This window comes from Ruegeria sp. O11, assembly GCF_056535285.1.
The window spans coordinates 62,451-83,960 of record NZ_JBQERS010000010.1; the positions used below are offsets into that span (position 1 = coordinate 62,451).

Annotated in this window: 17 protein-coding genes; 6 read left to right on the forward strand and 11 right to left on the reverse strand. The window is 54.9% G+C overall.

The window, feature by feature from the left end; genetic code table 11:
- Window positions 1–91: 91 nt before the first annotated feature.
- The 4 genes from phnY to ACRZ91_RS16470 are packed head-to-tail and all read right to left on the reverse strand — an operon-like array spanning window position 92 to window position 3,470.
- Window positions 92–1,540, reverse strand: a complete 1,449-nt coding sequence (phnY, locus tag ACRZ91_RS16455; protein ID WP_480907151.1) for a phosphonoacetaldehyde dehydrogenase — start codon at window positions 1,538–1,540, stop codon at window positions 92–94.
- A 55-nt stretch (window positions 1,541–1,595) separates the two neighbouring features.
- A complete protein-coding gene (locus ACRZ91_RS16460; RefSeq protein WP_480653658.1) occupies window positions 1,596–1,946 on the reverse strand; it encodes a carboxymuconolactone decarboxylase family protein in 351 nt (116 codons plus the stop codon).
- An 11-nt stretch (window positions 1,947–1,957) separates the two neighbouring features.
- Complete coding sequence (locus ACRZ91_RS16465; RefSeq protein ID WP_029621928.1) at window positions 1,958–2,719, reverse strand: amino acid ABC transporter permease; 762 nt, start codon at window positions 2,717–2,719, stop codon at window positions 1,958–1,960.
- Window positions 2,720–2,729: 10 nt separating this feature from the next.
- Window positions 2,730–3,470 (reverse strand): amino acid ABC transporter ATP-binding protein, encoded by a 741-nt coding sequence (locus ACRZ91_RS16470; RefSeq protein WP_480907153.1) that lies wholly within the window; start codon window positions 3,468–3,470, stop codon window positions 2,730–2,732.
- 119 nt (window positions 3,471–3,589) lie between these two features.
- Between ACRZ91_RS16470 and ACRZ91_RS16475 the strand changes: the two genes are divergently transcribed.
- The gene (locus ACRZ91_RS16475) at window positions 3,590–4,360 is read left to right on the forward strand and encodes a transporter substrate-binding domain-containing protein (protein WP_170544166.1); all 771 of its coding nucleotides are present in this window, start codon (window positions 3,590–3,592) and stop codon (window positions 4,358–4,360) included.
- Between the two features lie 45 nt (window positions 4,361–4,405).
- Window positions 4,406–5,143 carry a creatininase family protein gene (locus tag ACRZ91_RS16480; protein ID WP_480907154.1) on the forward strand — a complete coding sequence of 246 codons (738 nt, stop codon included), beginning with the start codon at window positions 4,406–4,408 and terminating at the stop codon, window positions 5,141–5,143.
- A 34-nt stretch (window positions 5,144–5,177) separates the two neighbouring features.
- Here ACRZ91_RS16480 and ACRZ91_RS16485 read toward each other — a convergent pair whose 3' ends face one another.
- From ACRZ91_RS16485 to ACRZ91_RS16515, 7 genes are all read right to left on the reverse strand, one after another.
- Window positions 5,178–6,884: an ABC transporter ATP-binding protein gene (locus tag ACRZ91_RS16485; protein ID WP_480907156.1), complete on the reverse strand. Its 1,707-nt coding sequence runs from the start codon at window positions 6,882–6,884 to the stop codon at window positions 5,178–5,180.
- Window positions 6,885–6,888: 4 nt separating this feature from the next.
- Window positions 6,889–7,794, reverse strand: a complete 906-nt coding sequence (locus tag ACRZ91_RS16490; RefSeq protein ID WP_375543917.1) for an ABC transporter permease — start codon at window positions 7,792–7,794, stop codon at window positions 6,889–6,891.
- Window positions 7,795–7,835: 41 nt separating this feature from the next.
- A complete protein-coding gene (locus ACRZ91_RS16495; protein ID WP_010441429.1) occupies window positions 7,836–8,813 on the reverse strand; it encodes an ABC transporter permease in 978 nt (325 codons plus the stop codon).
- Between the two features lie 25 nt (window positions 8,814–8,838).
- Window positions 8,839–9,783, reverse strand: a complete 945-nt coding sequence (locus ACRZ91_RS16500) for a glutathione S-transferase family protein (RefSeq protein ID WP_480907158.1) — start codon at window positions 9,781–9,783, stop codon at window positions 8,839–8,841.
- A 3-nt stretch (window positions 9,784–9,786) separates the two neighbouring features.
- Window positions 9,787–11,352 carry an ABC transporter substrate-binding protein gene (locus ACRZ91_RS16505; RefSeq protein WP_480907160.1) on the reverse strand — a complete coding sequence of 522 codons (1,566 nt, stop codon included), beginning with the start codon at window positions 11,350–11,352 and terminating at the stop codon, window positions 9,787–9,789.
- A gap of 149 nt (window positions 11,353–11,501) precedes the next feature.
- Window positions 11,502–13,082, reverse strand: coding sequence for an ABC transporter substrate-binding protein (locus ACRZ91_RS16510; protein ID WP_480907162.1), 1,581 nt, complete (start codon window positions 13,080–13,082; stop codon window positions 11,502–11,504).
- Window positions 13,083–13,291: 209 nt separating this feature from the next.
- Complete coding sequence (locus ACRZ91_RS16515; protein ID WP_480907164.1) at window positions 13,292–15,598, reverse strand: Tex family protein; 2,307 nt, start codon at window positions 15,596–15,598, stop codon at window positions 13,292–13,294.
- Window positions 15,599–15,767: 169 nt separating this feature from the next.
- On the opposite strand from ACRZ91_RS16515, the gene ACRZ91_RS16520 reads away from it, so the two are divergent.
- The 4 genes from ACRZ91_RS16520 (at window position 15,768) to ACRZ91_RS16535 (ending at window position 21,267) form a co-directional block, all read left to right on the forward strand.
- Window positions 15,768–17,234 (forward strand): DUF4153 domain-containing protein, encoded by a 1,467-nt coding sequence (locus ACRZ91_RS16520; RefSeq protein WP_480907166.1) that lies wholly within the window; start codon window positions 15,768–15,770, stop codon window positions 17,232–17,234.
- Window positions 17,212–17,889: a response regulator transcription factor gene (locus ACRZ91_RS16525; protein ID WP_480907168.1), complete on the forward strand. Its 678-nt coding sequence runs from the start codon at window positions 17,212–17,214 to the stop codon at window positions 17,887–17,889. The genes ACRZ91_RS16520 and ACRZ91_RS16525 overlap by 23 nt, the downstream gene beginning before the upstream one ends.
- A complete protein-coding gene (locus ACRZ91_RS16530; RefSeq protein ID WP_480907170.1) occupies window positions 17,877–18,842 on the forward strand; it encodes a sensor histidine kinase in 966 nt (321 codons plus the stop codon). Before ACRZ91_RS16525 ends, ACRZ91_RS16530 begins: the two co-directional genes overlap by 13 nt.
- A gap of 211 nt (window positions 18,843–19,053) precedes the next feature.
- Complete coding sequence (locus ACRZ91_RS16535; protein ID WP_480907172.1) at window positions 19,054–21,267, forward strand: NADP-dependent isocitrate dehydrogenase; 2,214 nt, start codon at window positions 19,054–19,056, stop codon at window positions 21,265–21,267.
- The last annotated feature ends 243 nt before the right edge of the window (window positions 21,268–21,510 follow it).

Sequence of the window (21,510 nt, forward strand, 5' to 3'; positions counted from 1 at the left end):
TCCACCGGCACATATGACGCCTACAGTCCTACGGCTCAAGCCGTCATTTCCCTATTGGCCGGTTTTCACTTTTCTATCCAAATCAACCTGCTCATCCGGGCCAGGGGAGCGAATAGGTTTTGACATTCGTAAAGAACTTCATGGCCTCAATGACCCCTTCTTTGACACCATTTCCTGAGTCTTTGATGCCTCCGAACGGGGACATCTCGATGCGATACCCGGGTTGTTCCCAGATGTTGCAGGTGCCAACATTCAGACCATTGATATAGGCAATGGCACGATTAAGGTCGTTGGTGCAGACGCCCGAACTAAGACCAAACTCCGTAGAATTCGAGATGCGCATCACCGCTTCGTCATCTTCCGGCACGCGAATGATCGGGATGATGGGGCCAAAGGATTCCTCCATGACCAGTTCGCAGTCATAGGGCACTTTGTCGACCACGATGGGCGGTAGCAATGCGCCCTGACGGCCAGGGTGGTATAGTATTTCGGCTCCTGCTTTCTCAGCAAGATGAACGCGTTTATCAAATAGTTCAGCGGCTTTGTCGTGGACAACACAACCCAGCTCAGTCTCGGGGTCTTGCGGATCTCCAAATTTGATCTTCTTCGCCTTCTCCAGAACCGATGCCACAAACTTGTCGGCCACGCTGTCCTGCACCAGAATACGTTTGATTGCGGTGCAACGCTGGCCAGAGTTTCCGGTAGCACCTGCCACCGCAATTCCAGCAGCCTTTTCAAGATCGGCGTCACACAGATCGTTCAGAACTATAAGTGGATCATTGCCGCCAAGCTCAAGCGCCTGACGCTTGAATGCGGCCTTTTCCGCTATCATCTTGCCCACTGGCACACCACCGGTGAATGTAATGATGTCAATGTTTTCATTGGTGATCATCTCATCGCCGATATCTTGCGGCCACCCGGTGATCACCTGAAACATCTCAGGGGGCAGACCGGCTTCGTACAGGATGTCCGCCAGTGTCAGACAAGTCAGCGGAGTCAGCTCGGTTGGTTTGCAAACCATGCAATTGTTTGTTGCAATTGACGGAGCAACCTTGTGGCTGACCATGTTCAAAGGGTGGTTAAAGGGGGTGATCGCGCTGATTGCGTTCACCGGTTCGCGCATAGTGAAAATCTTGCGGGCCCTGCCATTATGAGTCAAATCGCACGAAAATATCTCACCATCATCCCTCAGCGCTTCGCCGGCTGCGAATTGAAACACATCCTGCGCGCGTTTTGTCTCATAAATTGCGTGCTGACGGCAGATGCCCAGCTCTAGCACGAGCCATTTAACCAGATAGCCACGGCGCAACCCGATTAACTCTGATGTCCGTTGTAGGATCTGGTTACGCTCATGGCGTGTCAGGTTGGGTTTGTATCGAGCGGCAACCTCAAAAGCGCGACGCGCATGTTCGGCTTGGCCAGCAGGAACATTGCCGACAACTTCATTGGTATAAGGGTAGTGGACCGGAATTGTCTCATTTGCAAAGACGACCTCGCCACCGATCCTCATCCCCTCGGTTCTGATTTCGTTTGCTGACATGTCCCGAACTTTCCTACATTAAGCGAATGAGCGGGAATATGTCATCCAAATCAGATCATGTCTCGCCCGATTGCTCTGAAAACACATCAAACGCTTTCAGTGCCTTGGCGCTGTAGGCATATGACGGTCCGCCCCCCATGTAGGTCGCCATAGCCAGAGCCTCGCACAGTTCGCCGCGGGTCGCACCCAAACGAACCAAAGAACGGACATGGAAACCGATGCAGCTATCGCATCGCGTGGCGATCGCAATGCCAAGGGCCATGAACTCCTTGGTTTTCTCACTCAGTACACCGTCCGTTTTGGCAGCTTTACCCATAATGCCAAACCCACGCGCGGTTTCCGGCACTTCCTTTGAGAACACACCGATATTGGCCTCGGTTTCGGCCATGAAGTCTTTCCAGTCCAACTGTTTTCTCCTTATCCGCGTTCATCCGCGCCCATACGACGCTCTAACCAACGGACGCCAGCACTGATTATCAAGACCAGCACCAGATATTCAAAGATCAGCAAAGTATAGATTTCGAGCGGACGATATTCGGTCACCACTAGCTCGTTCGCGCGGCGTGTCAGTTCCTGCATACCAATGACGCTCGCAAAAGCGCTCATTTTCACGATGTAAATGAACTGATTGGCCAATGGCGGCAAAATGCGTCGGATTGCCTGCGGCAGGATCACATAGCGCATAGTCTGAAAGTAGTTCAGCCCGATTGTCTGCGCAGCTTCGCTTTGGCCTTTGGCAATTGATTGAATCCCGGCGCGGTAAATCTCAGCGGTAAAGGCACTGTCCGAGATTGCCAATGTGATGATCGCCCCCCAGAATGGATCGATGGGTATATTCATTCCCATCGACTGAAAGACGATTGGCAAACCATAAAAGACCCAAAACAACATCGGAAGCAGAGGGATCGAGCGGACAAACTCCACGTAGATCCGGTTCACCAGTCGCCAACCACGTTTTTCAGACAGACCTGGCAGCGCTACCAGCAGACCAATCACAATCGACATGATTGCCGCGATCAGCGATATCTGGATCGTCGCACCCATCCCAGACACCAGAAACTTGACATTGGTCCAGCCTGATGCGGTGGTGGGGTCAATCACATACCAGCCCCATGTCTGCGACGACGAACACCCAGCTAAAAGTACGAACAGGGGGAGGAACAGGAGCGGTTTCTTCATGACATCCAACTCAATGTTGCAGAATCTGGCTTAAGAATTTCTGACACCGCTCAGACCGCGGATTAGTGAAGAAATGCTCGGGTTTTCCTTGTTCGACAATCTCACCCGCATCCATAAACACCATGTTGTCTGCAACTTTGCGTGCAAAACCCATCTCGTGGGTGACAACCACCATGGTCATTCCTTCCTGCGCCAGTTCAACCATCACGTCGAGGACTTCGGAAATCATTTCGGGGTCCAGGGCCGAGGTGGGTTCGTCAAACAACAAAACCCTCGGCTCCATGCAAAGCGAACGAGCGATGGCCACACGTTGCTGTTGTCCACCTGAAAGCTGAATAGGACGTTTGTCGGCCTGGTCCGGGATATGGACCCGTTCAAGGTAATGGCGGGCTTTTTCTTCGGACTCTTTTTTGCTCAAGCCTCTTGCTTTGATCGGACCCAAAGTCAGATTTTCCAGCACGGTCAAATGCGGGAAAAGATTAAACTGCTGGAACACCATCCCGACTTCTGATCGAATTGTGGCGACGGATTGGGCGTCATCTGACAGCTCTACCCCGTCTATGCGGATCGTACCTTTTTGGTGTTTTTCAAGCTGGTTGATGCATCTTACAACCGTCGATTTTCCAGAACCGGAAGGCCCACAGATTACAACTTTTTCACCGCTATTTATCGTAAGATTGATATCCTTGAGCACATGAAATGTGCCATACCACTTGTTTACGTCGACTAACTCGATCGCGGCGTCTGGCATTGGCTGGCCTGCCTTTGTTATTCTCAGTCAATTATTTTCTTGAGGTTAGCGTGGTCTTTGCGCTTAGATCAAGAAACAATCCAGCTAAACTAGCCGACTGCCACCAACAGGAGAAATACATGAAACATCTTTTCAAAGTAGCCATTGCCGCTGCGTTTGGCCTAGCGATTGGTAGCGCCGCTCAGGCCCAGTCTGCACTGAATGAAATCCTGGATTCTGGTGTGATGAAAGTCGGGACAACTGGAGATTGGAATCCAATGTCGCTGCGCGATCCTGCGACTAACAGCTACAAGGGTTATGATATAGATATCATGAACGCATTGGCTGCAGATCTTGGCGTCGAAGTTGAATATGTTCCGACAGACTGGAAAACCCTGGTCAATGGGGTGGTCGCCGGGAAATATCATATCACCGGCTCGGCTTCGATTTCTCCGCCGCGCTTGAAGGTTGCCGGTTTCTCTGACAGCTACATCTCTGTTGAACTGTTCCCGTACACGACCAAAGACAAGGCCGATAAATTTGACGGGTATGACTCGATCAACAAACCCGGTGTAAAAGTCGCAACAACCCTGGGTACTACCTTTGAAAAACGTGTGCGCGAATGGTTCCCCGATGCTGATATCAAGGTGGTCGAAGCTCCGGCGCGCGGTTTTCAGGAGGTGCTTGCCGGTCGGGCGGATGTGTTCATCACGTCAAATATCGAAGGCTCGACGCTAGAGGCCAAGTTTCCGGTTGTTCGTGTGAAGAATGCTGGCCCCCGGTCGCCATCCCCGATCGCGATGCTGTTGCCACAAGATGATCAGGTCTGGATCAATTATGTAAACAGCTGGATCGAAGTGAAAAAAGCTCAGGGCTTCTTCGATGAAAACCAGAAGCGGTGGGGTCTCTGATCACGGCTAACACCGCAGCAATGATCAAGACTTGGACAGGAAGTCATGAAGCTTGATCACATGACCTGGTACGAGGTCGACGCTCGTATAAATCAAGGCGCTGCGGTGTTGCTTCCGGTGGGTTCGACCGAACAGCATGGTCCGATGGGTCGCATAGGTACGGACACAATTTGCGCTGAGGCAGTCGCGCTTGCGGCTGCCAGTCGATGCGGGGGGATCGTTGCACCCCCGCTCGCCTACACCCCCGCGCTGTTCAATACAGGCTTTCCCGGTACGGTTTCGGTTTCGGCCGAAGTATTTCAGATGCTGGCAAATGAAGTCATTGCGGGATTGCTGGCACAAGGGTTCCGTGGCGTGTTCGTAGTGAATGGGCATGGTGCCAATCTGGAACCCCTTCGCACCATCAAGTCCACTCTTCCTGACAACCAGATGATGATCCGCAGCTGGTGGGAGCCCGATACTGTAAACACGCTACGCAGACAGCTATACGGCGAATGGGAAGGCATGCATGCAACTCCATCCGAAATCGCAATAACGCAATCTCTACTCGGCGTATTGCCAGCAAACCAAGCTGCCGAACCACCAAGGAAACTCACTGCAGAATATGTGCGGGATCACGCAGGCGACCGACATGGTCCACCCGATGAACATCGTGCAGAATTCCCTGATGGGCGAGTCGGCTCACACTCTGCCCTCGCCAACCCTAAGGATGGTGAACGCCTGCTGACCATGGCTGCGATCGCAATTGCGAACGAATTCCGTTCATTTGAGCAAGATCGATAGTCAAAATATGCTGAACTGAAATGGTAAGTGTTGTCTACTCCGCCTCAAGACCATCGGTCGACAGGTCATCAAGCTTTGGCATAAGCCGCAGTAATTCGCTTGCGTATTCGGTTTTCGGATTGGCAAACAACTCGCTGGTCTCCTGGACCTCGACGATTTGGCCCTGCTTCATGACCGCAACCCGGTCGCACATCTGGCGGACGACGGGCAAGTCGTGGCTGATAAACAACATTGTCAGGCCCAGATGCTCTTGCAAATCCTTCAGGATGTTCAGAATCTGAGCCTGAATCGATACGTCCAGTGCACTTGTTGGCTCATCGCAGATCAGGAACCGGGGTTGTGTCGCCAAAGCGCGGGCGATCGATATACGCTGCCGCTGACCACCCGAAAACTCGTGCGGGTATTTTTGACCGGCTCCGGAACCCAGACCCACCTGATCCAACAATTCATCCACCCGGCGCTTGATGTGTACGCCATCCATCAGTCGATGATGACGAATTGGCTCGGCAACAATTTCCTCCACCCGCATCCGAGGATTGAGGGAAGAGTAGGGGTCCTGAAAGATCATCTGGATGTTCTTTCGGTACTCGTCTTGCACCGCACGATTGCTTAGATCACTTACCCGCTGGCCCTGAAAATCGATCGTGCCTCCGTCAACTGGGTAGAGCCCGGCGATCATTCGCGCAACGGTCGATTTACCCGAGCCTGATTCACCCACGACCCCGAAGACCTCGCCCGCGTGAATATCGAAGCTGACACTATCAACGGCTGTAAAATATGTCCGATCCCAAGGCAACAGGCCACGTTTCTGCAGGAATTTTTTGGTCAGGTTGCGGATTTCAAAGATTGGCTTGGTGGTGTCGTTGTCCACCTTTGGCCAATGGCGTGCCATATCTTCTATAGCAAAGCGTGTTTCACGCCCACCGTAGCTGATCTGGGGGAAGCGATGCAATTTCAGTGTCGGGCGCGGTACAGCAGCGATCAAGGACTTGGTGTATTCGTGTTTTGGCTGGCCCATCACCTGCGCAGTGGTACCGCTTTCAACCACCTTTCCCGCATACATCACAGTCACCCGATCCGTGGTGTCTGCGATCACGCCCATATCATGGGTAATCAGGATGACACCTACTTGACGCTCCTGCGCCAGTTCCTTGATCAGGTCCAGAATTTGCGCCTGAACTGAAACGTCCAACGCCGTAGTGGGTTCGTCCGCAATGATCACATCCGGTTCTGTGCACAAGGCCAACGCTATGACTACACGCTGGCGCATCCCGCCTGAAAACTGATGCGGGTATTGATCAAGCCGCGTGTCCGGGTCCGGAATGCCCACGCGGTCAATTAGGTCTCGGGCGCGTTTGTTTGCCTCGGCTTCAGTATCGCCCAGATGGGTCTGGATCGTTTCAACAAGTTGCTCGCGCACTGTGAACAGAGGGTTCAATGAGGTCAGCGGATCCTGAAAGATCATCGAGATCTTCTTGCCGCGCAGCCCGCGCATCGCCTCGGCATCAATGCCACTGATCTGCTCGCCGCCCAGCTTGATCTGGCCACTGGCGATACGTCCAGGACGTTCCAGCAGGCCCATGACAGCGGCGCCGATTGTGGATTTACCGGCACCGGATTCCCCCACAAGCCCGTGAATTTCACCGGGCTCAACGGACAGGCTGGCGTGATCCACCGCTGTGAAAAGCTGGCGGCGGGTCGGAAACTCAACGGTGAGGTCTTGGATGGTCAAAAGGCTCATGAAATCACCGCAGTTTGGGGTTCAGCGCGTCACGCAGCCAGTCGCCCAGCAGGTTGACCGACAAGGCAAGGGCCAGCAGCGTACAGGCCGGGAAGAACAAGATCCACCACTCGCCCGAGAACAAGAAGCCTTGGCCGATACGGATTAGTGTGCCCAACGATGGCTGGGTCGGGGGTGCGCCAACGCCTAAGAAGCTCAGCGTCGCCTCGGCGATAATGGCCAGCGCCAGCGAAATTGTAGCGATGACCAGAACGGGGCTCAGGACATTAGGCAGGATATGGCGGAACATGATTGGGAACGATCCCCGGCCGATCAGGCGCGCGGCTTGCACATATTCCTTGTTCTTCTCAACCAACGCCGCACCACGCACGACCCGCGCAAACTGCACCCAGTCCGATAGCGCAATCGCAATGATCAGAACATAGATTGCCATCTCATCACGGTATTCCGGCGGGGTTATCCCTTTGGCGATACCGAAGATCAGCATTGCCACAAGAATGGCAGGGAAGGTCAATTGCACATCAGCGATCCGCATGATCAGTGTTTCGATCCAGCCGCCGAAATAAGCCGCGACCAGCCCCAGGATCACACCGATAACAAGTGCAAGAAGCACCGCCGACGCTCCGACGAACAGCGAAATACGCAAACCATAAAGGATGGTGGAGAACACATCGCGCCCCTGATCGTCGGTACCCAACAGGAAGGTTTCTTGCGTGAAGGCATTCGGTGTGCCCGGCGGCGTGAAGCCGTTCATCAGGTTCAGCGTTGCAGGGTCGAACGGGTTATAAGGCGCGATCAAGGGCGCGAAGATCGCAGCCAACACCAAAATGACCACAACCAGTGAAGCGATCACAGCAACCGGGGAATGCCGGAAGGACCATGCAAAATCACTGTCCCAAAACTTGGCCATGCGCGTCTTAGGTGTGGCTTTCGGAGTTTCCATGGTATCGCTCATGTTGCCCTCGCGTCGACACGCAGACGCGGGTCAATGGCATAATAAAGGAGATCGACAATCAGGTTGATCGTCACGAACATCACTGAAATCAGCATCAGATATGCCGCCATCACGGGGATATCGACGAACTGGATTGCGTTGATGAACAGCAGGCCCACGCCGGGCCACTGAAACACTGTCTCAGTGATGATCGCGAATGCGATGATCGAACCCAGCTGCAAACCCGTGATGGTAATCACCGGCACCAGCGTATTCTTCAGCGCGTGGCGGAAGTTGATGACGCGATCTGAAAGCCCACGGGCGCGTGCGAAACGGACATAGTCGGCGCGCAGCACCTCAAGCATTTCGGATCGGACCAGCCGCATGATCAGCGTCATCTGATAAAGGCCCAAGGTAATTGCAGGCAAAATCAGCGCCTTGAGGCCCGAGGCCGTCAGAAACCCGGTTGACCAATGCCCAATCATAACGGTCTCGCCCCTCCCGAAGCTGGGCAGTAGGTCAAGCTCGACCGAGAAAATATAGATCAGCAGGATACCTATGAGGAATGTAGGTAACGATACCCCGATCAGGGAAACCGTCATAATCACATTCGCAGCAATCCCTTGTCGTCGGATCGCAGTAAAAACACCCAGCGCTATGCCCATTGTGATTGCCAGAAACCCAGACACAAAGGCCAATTCCAGCGTAGCCGGAGCCCGCTCAAGCAGGATAGTCGAGACAGGTCGGCCCTGCCGATAGGATACTCCGAAATTACCCTGAACAGCACCTTGCAGGAACTTGGCGTATTGCACCACAAAAGGCTGATCCAGCCCAAGTTCGGTGCGCAGGCGGTCGATGTCAGCCTGCGTACGCTCCTGTCCCAGCATGTTGTCGATCGGGTCGCCAACAAAGCGGAACATCGAGAATGCTACCAGCCCCACGACCAGAAGTACGATGATGGACTGGAACATCCTTCGGACGATAAATGCGAACATTGGTTTTCCCCATTGGTGGGTCTGTCTATGCTTTAACCGACCGGGTGGTCAAGCTATCTCGGCCATGCGGAGTGGACCAATCGATCTCCGGACCCAACGGTACGATGCCCAACGGATTGCGCAGCTCGGAAGGTGAGAAATAGCCCAGTTTGTAAATGTCGAACTTCACCGTCTCAGCGACACCCGGCAGCGCATAGAGCTCTCGCGCATAGCCCCAGAGATTTGGATAGTCGATCAGGCGGCGCAGATTGCATTTGAAGGCGTAATGGTACGCGACATCAAAACGAGCCAGTGTCGGGAACAGGCGCAGATCGGCCTCGGTCAGGGCATCGCCGCATAGATAGCGGTTGGCGGCCAAATGTGCTTCGATCTCATCCATCGTGGCGAAGACATCTTGGAATCCCGCCTCATAAGCCTCCTGCGTGCGTGCAAAACCTGCGCGGTAGACCCCGTTGTTGAGGCGTGCATAGATTTTGTCATTCCACGCTTCGATTTGATCAAGCTTTTCTGGTGGTGCCAGATTTGGGCCATGGCCCGGCAGGGTGCCCAGCATCCGCACCAGATCAGCGGATTCGTTTGAGACGGCCTTGTCGTGAAGCCTATCCCAAAGCAGCGGTACCGTGATCCGCCCGGTATAAGCGGGGGTCACGCGGGCATAGGCGTAATGCAAAGCGGTCACGCCATAAACCGCGTCGGCGCCTTCCGCATAAACCCAACCATCTGCTGTGCGACGCGGTTCAGCATAGGCAACCGTGACGAGATCCTGCAGACCTTTGCGGGCAAGGACCAACAAAACGCGATGCGCCCAAGGGCAATTCCACGCCGCGTAAAGGTGAAACCGCTGTGGTTCCAGTTCCGTATCGGGTAAAGCGTTACGGATGGTCGAGGCCTGACGGCGAAACGCGCCGTCAAGCGTGCTATCGGGCGCCGGGTCTTCTGCATGATAGACACCGGCAATCATCAAACCCATTGTTCAGTTCACCGTCACCCAGCGCAGCAGGAAAAAGTTGTCCGGGCGCTGTGTCAGCTCGACATTGCTGCGCGTGCCCCAGACCAACGGTTGAACATACATCGGTACGTAGACCTGTTCGTTCTGATAAATCTGCGTCACCTCATCCAGCATGGCTTGCCGCTTGGTCTGATCCAGCTCGGATTGGATCATCGGTAACAGCTCATCGACCCGCGCATTCGAGAATCCACCGAAGTTCCAGCTGCCCAGCTTTTTCTCTTCGTTTGGAGTGGCGACGAGGAAGCGGACCGGATGTTCAGCGTCAAACGTACCTGGGCTCCAGCCCAGAAGATACATGTCATAATTGTCTTCACGCAGCTCCGGCCAGTAGTTCCGCACTGGCATTGCATCCAACTCGGCCGTTATGCCAATTTGCGCAAGCATGCCAACAACTGCCTGACAAACGGCCTCATCATTCAGATAGCGGTCGTTCGGACATTTTAGGCCAAACGAGAATCCATCTGCATAGCCTGCTTCAACGAGCAGGGCCTTGGCAGCTTCTACATCAAACGCTGGACGTTCCGCATTGGCGTCGGAAAATCCACTCATCGCGGGGCTGACGAGTTGTGAGGCGGGTTCGGCATTGCCTCGCATGATCGTGGCCAGAATGGCATCCACATTGACGGCTTGTGCAACTGCCTGACGCACACGTGCATCACGGAACGGATTTGGCTTGCCTGCATCGTCGGTGTATTTCAGGGCTTCGGCTTCGTGGTCGAAGCCCAGCATGATCACACGTGCTTCGATGCCCTGAATGACATCAACCTCTGCGTTCTGCTGCAGCCGAGCGACGTCCTGAATTGGTACAGGGTTGATCATGTCCACGTCACCCGAAAGCAAAGCTGCAACGGCAGTCGCCGGGTTCTGGATCGGATTAAATTCAGCACGGGTGATGTTGTGTTCGACATCTCCCCACCAGCCCTCAAATGGTTCCAGCACAGTTTTGAGGCCTGGCTCACGCTCGGTGACTTTAAATGCCCCTGTGCCATTGGCATTGATGGTTGCGTAGTTGCCGGTCTCTTTATCAGGCACCACCGCGTCGTTGGCTTCGGTCCAGCTCTGATCCATGATCAACCAGTTGGCAATCGAAGACGGGAACAGAGGGTTCGGTGCAGTCGTCATGATATCGACGGTGTAGTCATCGACCACGACGACATCACTGACAGGGGCGAACCAACTGCGGGTATCTGCCGCTTCGCCTGATGCGCGTTGATAGCTGAACAGGACATCCTGTGCGTCAAAGCTGCTGCCATCGTGGAATGTTACGCCTTCACGCAGCCTAAACCGCCAACCTTCACCATCTCCAATCGGCTCCCAGCTGACGGCCAGTGCGGGCTCGACGCTCATGTCCTTGCCGCGGCGGACCAGACCTTCGTAGACGTTGTTCAGGAACCCAAGTACAGGGGCTGAGTTAACCGCATGGGGGTCCATCGTCTGCGGATCGGTGGTCGAGGCCCATTTGAAATCGGCGGCCTGTGCGGTGCTGGCAAGCAACATGGCCAGGCCGATGGCACTTTTTCTGAAGATCATGGCGAAAACTCCCTGTTATCGCTGAAACAATCCAGCTTTTTGGCCACCACGTAAAGACACTCTCGGTTTGAGATCACGGTCCCGTTACCTGCGGCACAAACAAGAACAGGGCGCGAAAACGCGCCCTGAACAACATCCAAATGGATGGTTTAGTTCATCTCGAAGTATTTGATCTTCGGTGAATCTTCCGGTTCAACGATGGTGCCGACACCCGATTTCATACCCCAGTTCAATACCTGGTGGTGGATCGGGATATACAGCTGCTCGTCCTGAACAACCTGCCAGATGTCTCCGATCTGCTGATCGCGCGCGGGCAGATCGGTTTCCGAGGCTAGGGCTACGATCTTGGCATCCAAATCCGGGTTGGAGTAACGCGTGCCGTTCCAAGAGCCATACTTCTCACCCTTCGAGTGCACCAAGAAGTTGAAGATGTATTCCGAGTCATATGTCGGAACACCCCAACCCAGCATGTAGAAGTCTGTCTCCAGATTGTTGATCAGCGGGAAATGCTGCGCCTTCGGTTTGGCGTCTAGGTTCACGGTGACCCCGATCTGGGCCAGCATGCCAACCGCCGCCTGACAGATTGCCTCATCATTGATGTAGCGATCATTCGGGCAGTTCAGGGTCAGCGAGAATCCATCAGGATAGCCCGCTTCGGCCATCAACGCCTTGGCCCCTTCGATATCGGTTGACGAAGACGCGTCCATATCTGCGTCCCAACCATTCACAAACGGGGGTGAGATCATGCCCGCAGGAGCAGACTGGCCACGCATCACTACCTGTTTGATCGCATCACGATTGATCGCTTTCGACATCGCCCGACGAACTCGGACATCAGCCAGCGGATTTTTACCATCCACATTGTCCGAGGTCAGATCGGTGTCACCCATGTTCATACCAAAGAAGATCACCCGGTTCTGTGGTGCTGTCCGTACATCTAGCCCATCGGTTCCGGCGACACGCTCAAGATCCTGCACCGGCACGTCCTGAATGAAATCCACTTCACCCGACAACAAGGCGGCGACGCGTGTCGCGGCGTTCTGGATTGGGGTGTAGACGATCTCGGTCACTTGAAGCGGGAATTCATCCTTGCCCCAGTAATTCTCGTTGGCAGTCAGAACGGTTTTCACGTCCGGTTCGCGGCTGACCAGCTTGTAAGGTCCGGTGCCATTGGCGTTCTTAGCTGCAAAGGTATCCTCACCGCCTTCATAGTCCTGCACCTTGACGGCATTGTTTGCCTCAGCCCAATCCTTGTCCATCATGAACATGTTGGTCAGGTTGTTGGGCATGATCGGGTTTGGGCCATCAGTTTCGATTTCAACCGTGAACTTGTCGGGTGCACGCACCTCTTTCACCGAAGCAAGCAGTTCCTTGTAATCGGAATCCGGCGTCATGGCGCGGTTTAGCGAGAATACAACGTCATCGCTGTCAAACTCGGCCCCATCGTGAAACGTGACGCCTTCGCGCAGTTTAAATACCCAGACGTTCGGGTTGTCTTCGGACGGCGCCCATTCAGTTGCCAGAGAGGGTACTAGTGCACCGGAATGATCACGCATCACCAGAGTTTCCATGATCTGGTGCGCCATGGCCGAAGTTGGACCCTCGTTCTGCGCGTGCGGGTCCAGCGTCAGTGCATCACCGGCACGCGCCCAACGCAGCGTTTCCGCCGAAGCACCCGCCGCGATCATCGCTGTTGCGCTGGCGGCAAGCATCAGAGTTTTGAATGACATAAGTCGTCTCCCCATTTTTTGTTGTGACCGCATTTTCATGCGGTTGGCCGAATTTGTCGGCCATCATGGATCAGCATCATCCAGATCATCGCCCGAGTTGCAACACCCGAATGTTAGCCCCCCGTTTTGTCCTCGGCTCTGCCGGGGATCAGGTGACTGGTATGCCGTGAGGAACACGCCGCCTAGTTGGCTTGTGCAGGGGCCGCAACCTAACGTTTGTTGAAGGCGTCTCTGAGGGCGTCACCAAAAGCACCGTTCTGGGTGCTCTGGCCCCCATGTCCGCGCCGCTGTTCCCCCGGTTTGACTGGTCGCGCGGGTTTGCCCCTGCTACGAAGCGCATTGTCCTCACGGGCAGAAGCTGCACCATCCTTGCGCATGGACAACCCAATGCGTTTACGAGGTACGTCGACCTCAACCACCCTGACTTTGACAACCTGCCCTGTCTTAACCACTTCATGCGGATCTTTTACGAACCGATCGGCCAGTTGGCTGACATGAACCAACCCGTCCTGATGCACACCGATGTCAACAAATGCGCCGAAGGCGGCCACATTGGTAACGGTACCTTCTAAAACCATGCCAGGTTTCAGGTCTGTGATCTCTTCAACACCATCGGTAAAGGATGCGGTTTTGAAACTTGGCCGGGGGTCTCGGCCTGGCTTTTCAAGTTCGGTGAATATGTCTCGCACCGTGGGTAAACCGAAATTGTCGTTCACAAACTGTTCGGCGCGCAGGCCTTTCAAGGCACCGTCATGCCCCATGATCTGGCGAATATCCCGACCGCAAGCCACGACCACCCGGCGCGCGACATCATAGGCTTCGGGGTGAACCGAAGACGCATCCAGAGGTTCTGATCCATCCCGGATACGCAAGAAACCTGCGCATTGTTCAAAGGCGCGTGGGCCAAGGCGGGCCACCTTCAGCAAATCCTGACGAGACGCGAAGGCACCGTGGATGTCCCTGTGGGTTACGATCGCATCAGCCAAACCCGGACCAAGACCTGATACATGTGATAGAAGGGGTGCCGATGCAGTGTTCAGGTTTACACCCACAGCGTTCACCACATCTTCGATCACCGATTCCAGCGATTGTGACAAACGGTGCTGATCGACATCATGCTGGTACTGACCAACGCCAATGCTTTTTGGCTCAATCTTGACCAGTTCGGCCAACGGGTCTTGCAGGCGGCGTGCGATCGAAACCGCCCCACGCAGCGAAACGTCAAGATCAGGAAATTCACGCGCAGCAAGTTCGGAAGCGGAGTAGACTGAAGCTCCGGCTTCGGACACAACGACCTTGGTGGGCGCTTTAATCGTGTTGGGCAGCAGCGACAGCGTGTCTGCCACCAAACGTTCGGTCTCGCGGCTGGCTGTGCCGTTGCCAATGGCAATAAGCTCGATCTTATGGGTGGCGATGAGGTTCAGGATCGCAGCCTGCGCACCTCGCAGGTCGTTCTTGGGCTGAAAAGGATAGAGTGTATCCGTTGCAACCACCTTGCCGGTTGCATCCACTACGGCTGCCTTGACGCCAGTGCGTATGCCGGGATCCAACCCCAGCGTCGGGCGTGCACCTGCCGGAGCTGCAAACAACAGGTCTTTGAGGTTGCGCGAAAACACCTGGATTGCCTCGTCCTGCGCGCGGCTGCGCAGGTCAGCCATCAACTCGACCATCATCGACAGCGACAGCTTGACCCGCCATGTCCAACCCGCAACCTTACGCAGCCACTTGTCCCCTGGCGCGTCACTTCGTGTGTTCAGATGTGCCGCCACCATGGCCTCGGCCCGTGCAGCCCCTGCCTCGGGTTCCGGCGCGATATCGAGTGTTACGATACCTTCCTTTGAGGCACGCAACATTGCGAGCGCCCGATGCGATGGGGTCTTGGACCAAAGCTCCGAGTGATCGAAGTAATCACTGAACTTGGCGCCCTCCTGTTCTTTTCCCTCGACAACTTTCGCACTCAGCAGCGCTTCGCGTTGCATGAAGTTGCGCAGTTCTCCCAACAGTACAGCGTTCTCGGTCAGTCGTTCCGTGATGATGTCACGTGCGCCATTCAGGGCGTCTCTGGCCGTGGGAATGACCGCATTCAGATACTTCTCGGCCAAGCCCTCTGGCTCCGCTAAACGGTCAGTCAGAATGGCATCGGCCAGTGGTTCCAAGCCATTCTCACGGGCAATCATCGCCTTGGTCCGACGCTTGGGCTTGTAGGGAAGATAAATGTCTTCGAGTTGCGCCTTGGTCTCGGCTTGGACAATCGATTTAACCAAATTATCCGTCAGTTTCCCCTGATCTTTGATCGAGGCCAGAATTGTCTCGCGTCGGGCCTCAAGCTCGCGCAGATAGGTTAGGCGGTCGGATAGCGTGCGCAGTTGTGTATCGTCCAAGCCACCCGTCACTTCCTTCCGATAGCGGGCGACAAATGGCACGGTCGCACCTTCGTCCAACAATCGAACGGCGGCCCCAACTTGTTCCGGACGTGCGTTGATTTCAGTGGCGATAGTGCGAGCGATACGGTCCAAAGGGGCCTCCTGACTTACGGTTGGAAAACCGTCTTAGCCAGCTAAAGGTGCAAGGGAAAGAGTCCTTGATCTGAGATAAAACGTCTCTGCACAAATTCTGCACGACCGCTGCGCGGTGATCTGCACCCAAGCGGGCCAAATAGGGCCAGCAAAAACAAGGAGCAGTAATATGGGACAGTTCATCGTGCGCGGTGTTCCTGCGTCGGTTTTACAGGATAGTTGGTGGCTTGACGCCGCTGACAAGAATCCGAGCAAAGAAGATGGCACATCGGGACTAAGTAATCGCGATGCCACCGTCGGATTGGTCACTCTGGTTGCACTAGCAGATGTATTGTTTTTCGAACATGCGCCCGGCATTTCTTTAGCGGCCTATGCGCTCGCGGTTGCCGGAGTTGTTTGGGTATTGCTGGGCCGCCGTGCTGGTATGACGGGACCGGCGGTGCTTTTGGTACTCAGCATATTGCCGGTCGTGGAATATGTTCAGGCCTTGTCCTTGGCCTTCTTGCTGGGCGGATCGACCATGGCGTTATGTTGGGCCGTGTCAGGGCAATGTCAGGGGACCTCGGTGCGCCGGTTTCTGTCCCAATATCCCTTGCTATCGATCAGACAAGGGATTGAGGCGGCTCAACACGGTCTTTCTATATCTAAGGACCAAAGGATAGCGCATCGCATTTTGCGTGAGTGGAGCTTTCCCGTTGGTGGGGCATTGGTTCTGGCCTCTCTGATTATATCAGCCAACCCTGTTTTATCGGATTGGAGTGATCGGATATGGCATTTTGATCTGCGCTTCGATCGGCTGTTGTTTTGGTTCGGAGTCGCAATACTCATCTGGCCGATCCTCGCGGTTGTCCGACAACCAGAATTGCTATCCCCGCGGTTAGGACCCAAGCAGAGGCGTGGCTTTCCAGCGTTTGGCGTGAACGCACAGTCTGTTGCCAACGCACTGATCACATTCAACATGCTTCTGGCGATCCAAACCGGTATGGATGTCGTGTATCTGTGGGGTAGCGCGGAACTTCCCAAAGGGATGAGCTATGCGGAATATGCGCATCGCGGCGCCTATCCGTTGCTGGCAACGGCCTTGCTTGCAGGTGCATTTGCGTTGGTTGCACGGCCTTTTTTGAACGAGCGGTCAGGGCTGACAAGATGGATGATGTTATGGCTTGCGCAGAACGTGCTGCTGGTGATCTCTTCCATGATGCGCTTGTCGCTATATGTGGAATCCTACGGGTTGACCTACCTACGGGTTCACGCTGCGATCTGGATGGTGCTTGTTGTAGTGGGATTGAGCCTGACCGGATGGCAAATACTGAAAGGCAAATCGAACCGGTGGCTAATGGTCCGATCAACAGCTTTGGGGATTATCGTGCTCTATGCGTGCTGTTTTGTAAATTTCGCCGCATTGATTGCCCGCTGGAATATTGAGCATCCGGTTCGGTTTGATTTCTACTACGCATGCCAGCTCAATCATATGGCTGCGGCCGAATTGATGAAAGACAGCCGACTGCGGGATTGCGCAACCCCTCCGGTCATCGACAATTGGAGGAATTGGGGCTTTCGCGCAGATCGGGTGATCCGTAATCTGAACGCCGAACCATTGCCGGAGAAGGTTGATGAAAATCCTCGTCGTGGATGATGATCCGCGCTTGCGCGAGTTGGTTTCGATCACGCTCGAGCGTGCAGGCTATCAGACGGTCACAGCACGCGACGGTCAGATGGCGCTGACCCATGCGATACGGGAAGCGCCTGATCTGATTGTGTTGGACGTCGGCTTGCCCGAGCTTGACGGACTTGAGGTCTGTCGTCGCCTGCGGGCGCGTTCTGACGTACCGATCCTGTTCCTGACCGCACGCGATGATGAGATAGACCGAATTTTGGGTCTTGAACTGGGGGCCGACGATTACGTCACCAAACCTTTCAGCCCGCGCGAACTAGTTGCGCGGATCAAAGCCATCCTCAAACGCAGTACCGCAGAAGGCTCGACCACGTTTCTTCGGCATGGCCCTGTAGAGTTGGATGTTTCCGGCCATTCGGTTTGGGTTGATGGGTCTATACTCGCGTTGACCGCAACCGAGTTGTCAATCCTGCACAGATTGATGCAAACACCCGAGGCTATAGTCTCGCGCCCTCAATTGATCGATGCGATCTATGGCGCAGGTAGCGCCGTAGCCGACCGCACACTGGACAGTCATCTAAGGAATCTTCGCCGCAAGCTTGGGGATCAAGGCTGGATCGGGGCCATCGAGACCGTGCACGGAATCGGGTTACGGATGGGCACATGGCCGGGTTAAGGCGCAAGTGGCGTCCTTCATTGGGATTTGTTCTTGGCGGAGGTCTGGCAGGTACGCTCGTTTTGTCTCTGCTGGGTCTGATCGCTTTGCGCTACCTTGGACCTGAAATCGGGTTTCGCAATGCTGCAGGTCTTCTGGCGGTCCTGATCGGCTGCGCGACCGGAGTGCTTGGGTATCTTATGGTCCGGCTATTACTCCGACCGATTTCGGCGCTCGCTTCTTATTCAAGCGCGGTGGAACAGGGTCAGCCCGCCGAGCCACCTGATCACTTTGGAACGCAGGAGCTGTCTCGCCTCGCCGGTTCAGTGCTGAGTATGGCAGATACTTTACAACGGCGCGAAGCTTCGATCCGTGTGTTTGCAGATCACGTCACGCATGAGCTGAAAACCCCGGTCACAGCAATCCGCGCTGCAGGAGAGCTATTGACGGAGGCCGATGCACTTACGGATCAGGATCGCACATTGTTACACCAGATACTGGCCGCAAGCGATCAAATGCAAATGCAGCTTGCCGCCTTGAATCGTGTTGCCCAGGCAAGGGTGCCTGAACACCATGGAACATCCACGATCGCTGGACTTGCTCACAAAATGCGTACGTCATTTCCCGAACTGGATATCAGCGTTGAAGGGTGCGAGCGGACCTTTCCTCTTGCCTCTTCTGGTCTGTGGATTGTGTTGAACCAACTGTTAGACAATGCCCGCCGACACGGGGCAGGGCGGGTGGCCCTGACGGCGGAAGCCGAACGGTTGATAATTCAGGATGATGGACCTGGCATATCCGATTGGAACCGGGATCATATCTTCAATCCGTTCTTCACCACGGCCCGCGAACGGGGAGGGACCGGTATGGGATTGACTATCGTCGCTAATCTGATGAGCGCGCATGGCGGGCATATTGCGCTGATCCCTTCCGATAGAGGTACGCAGTTTGAAATCCGTTTTCCAGATGGGTGAAAACTAGGCATCAGCAAAAGGTATTAAGGCCCGTGTCAATTTGCGCCTCTGTATTCGATTGATCCTAAGCCAATCCTCATTTATTGGAGGCCCTGTCAAATCAGAGTCACCCGTGGGGCCGACGTGTCCCCTTACGGCTCGGTGCCAAAACTACAGCGGCACATACTCTTGGATCGCACGCCCCTGAAAGGCTTAAAAAAGGTAAGGGAATATGGCAGAAAAATCGAACTTCGACGTATTGTATACCATTGTAGACGAAGCGCCTGAACTGGCGAGCGCCTCGTTCCTGCCCATCATCCGCAAGTTTGCATCAGCCGCTGGTGTCAGCGTCGGTACCAAAGACATTTCGCTTGCCGGGCGTATTATTGCGACCTTCCCCGAGAACCTGACAGACAAACAACGCATCACCGATGACCTAGCTGCATTGGGTGAGTTGGTGAAAACTCCAGATGCAAATGTGATCAAACTGCCGAACATCTCGGCCTCTGTACCGCAATTGGTGGCTGCCATCGAAGAGCTGCAGTCGCAGGGCTACAACATTCCAAACTATCCTGAAGAGCCTTCGACAGATGAAGAAAAGGCAATCCGCGCGCGGTATGACGCCATCAAAGGATCAGCTGTGAACCCTGTGCTACGGGAAGGCAACAGCGACCGCCGTGCTGCACGTGCCGTAAAGAATTATGCTCAGAAAAACCCGCATTCGATGGGGGAATGGAGCGCTGACAGCAAGACCAAAGTTTCGTCGATGTCAGGCGACGACTTTTACGCCAATGAGAAATCGGCAACTATCACGGCGGCGCAGGCTGGCGATGCAAAGATTGAATTCGTCGGTAAAGACGGCGGGGTAACAGTTCTGAAAGACGGTTGGCCGCTGGCTGAAGGTACCGTGGCGGATGCAACATTTATGTCGGTCAAGGCTCTGTCCTCCTTCCTTGCAGATGCCATCGAAGACACCAAGAAAGACGGCACCATGTTCTCGCTGCACATGAAGGCGACAATGATGAAGGTCAGCGATCCGATTATCTTCGGCTATGCAGTCAGGTCGTGGCTGGCCCCGGTTTTCGAGAAATTCGGCGCAGAACTGGATACGTTGGGCGTAAATCCGAACTCAGGGCTCGGTGATCTGCTTGAACGGGTTCAGGGCAACGCGGAAATCGTCGCTGCAATCGACGCTATCAAAGGAGATCGCCCCTCAATGTACATGGTGGACTCTGATCGCGGCATCACCAACCTGCATGTGCCGTCAGATGTGATCATTGACGCGTCGATGCCCGCCGTGATCCGCGCAGGCGGCAAAGGTTGGGATGAAACGGGTGCCAAGGGCGATACCAACTGCGTGATCCCTGACCGTTGCTATGCACCGGTGTATGATGAGGCCATCAACTTTTTCAAATCCAATGGTGCGCTGAACCCAGCCACCGCTGGCGCCGTCGCCAACGTTGGATTGATGGCGCAGAAAGCCGAGGAATACGGATCGCACCCGACGACGTTCGAAGCGCCTGCAGATGGAACCATCCGTATCGTGCTGGCCAATGGCGAAACGCTGCATGAGCATGCAGTTGAAAAGGGTGACATCTGGCGCGCCTGTACCGTCAAGAAAGCTCCGATCGAGAACTGGATCCAACTGGCGATGGACCGTCAGCGCCTGACTGGTTCCGAGGCCATCTTCTGGCTAGATGCCAACCGTGCCCATGACGCCGAGCTGATCAAATATGTAAAACCCGCGCTTGAGGCTGCGGGTGTGGCCGACAAATTCCTAATCATGGCCCCGCGCGAGGCAACCCGCCAGTCGTTGGAGACCATCGCGGCAGGCAAGGACAGCATCGCCATCACCGGTAATGTGTTGCGGGACTACCTGACCGATCTGTTCCCAATTCTGGAGCTCGGTACGTCAGCCAAGATGCTGTCGATTGTTAAATTGATGAATGGCGGTGGTCTGTTTGAGACCGGCGCGGGCGGTTCGGCTCCGAAGCACGTGCAGCAGTTGGTCGAAGAAAACCACCTGCGCTGGGACTCCATGGGTGAGTTCTGTGCACTCGGAGAGTCTCTGAACTTCCTGGCAGACAGTAAGGGCAACGCCAAAGCAGGCGTGCTGGGTGCGGCTGCCGAAGCGGCGACACAGGGCATTCTGGACAACAACAAGTCGCCCAGTCGTAAGGTTGGTCAGCCGGACAACCGCGATAGCCACTATTGGTTCGCCCGCTACTGGGCTGATGCTCTGGCTGCGCAATCCGATGATGCTGATCTTGCCGCCGAGTTTGGACCGCTTGCAAAAGAGCTGGCAGACAAGGAAGAACAGATTCTGGCAGAGCTGGCAGCAGCCCAAGGCGCGCCTGCGGATTTGGGTGGTTATTATCACACCGATCCCGCCAAAGCGGCAGCCGTAATGCGGCCAAGTGCGACGTTGAACGCGCTTATTGACTGAGCGCGGTTCAGGCACCGATGCCCAAAAAATCTACCGGCCCCATTGCGGGCCGGTTTTTTTGTTTCCAGAATAAGAAAAGGGCCGACCCCCATAGCCAGCCCTTTTCTGAGTGAGTGGTGGGGCTTTCGCCTCACCGGTGCAGTTGAGTTAATCCTACGCTTATTACTCGCGCTGAATATTGGGGGATTCCCGTAGGAAGCTGCTTTTTATTAGCAAAAAGTGTTTTTTGTTAACCTTATGTCT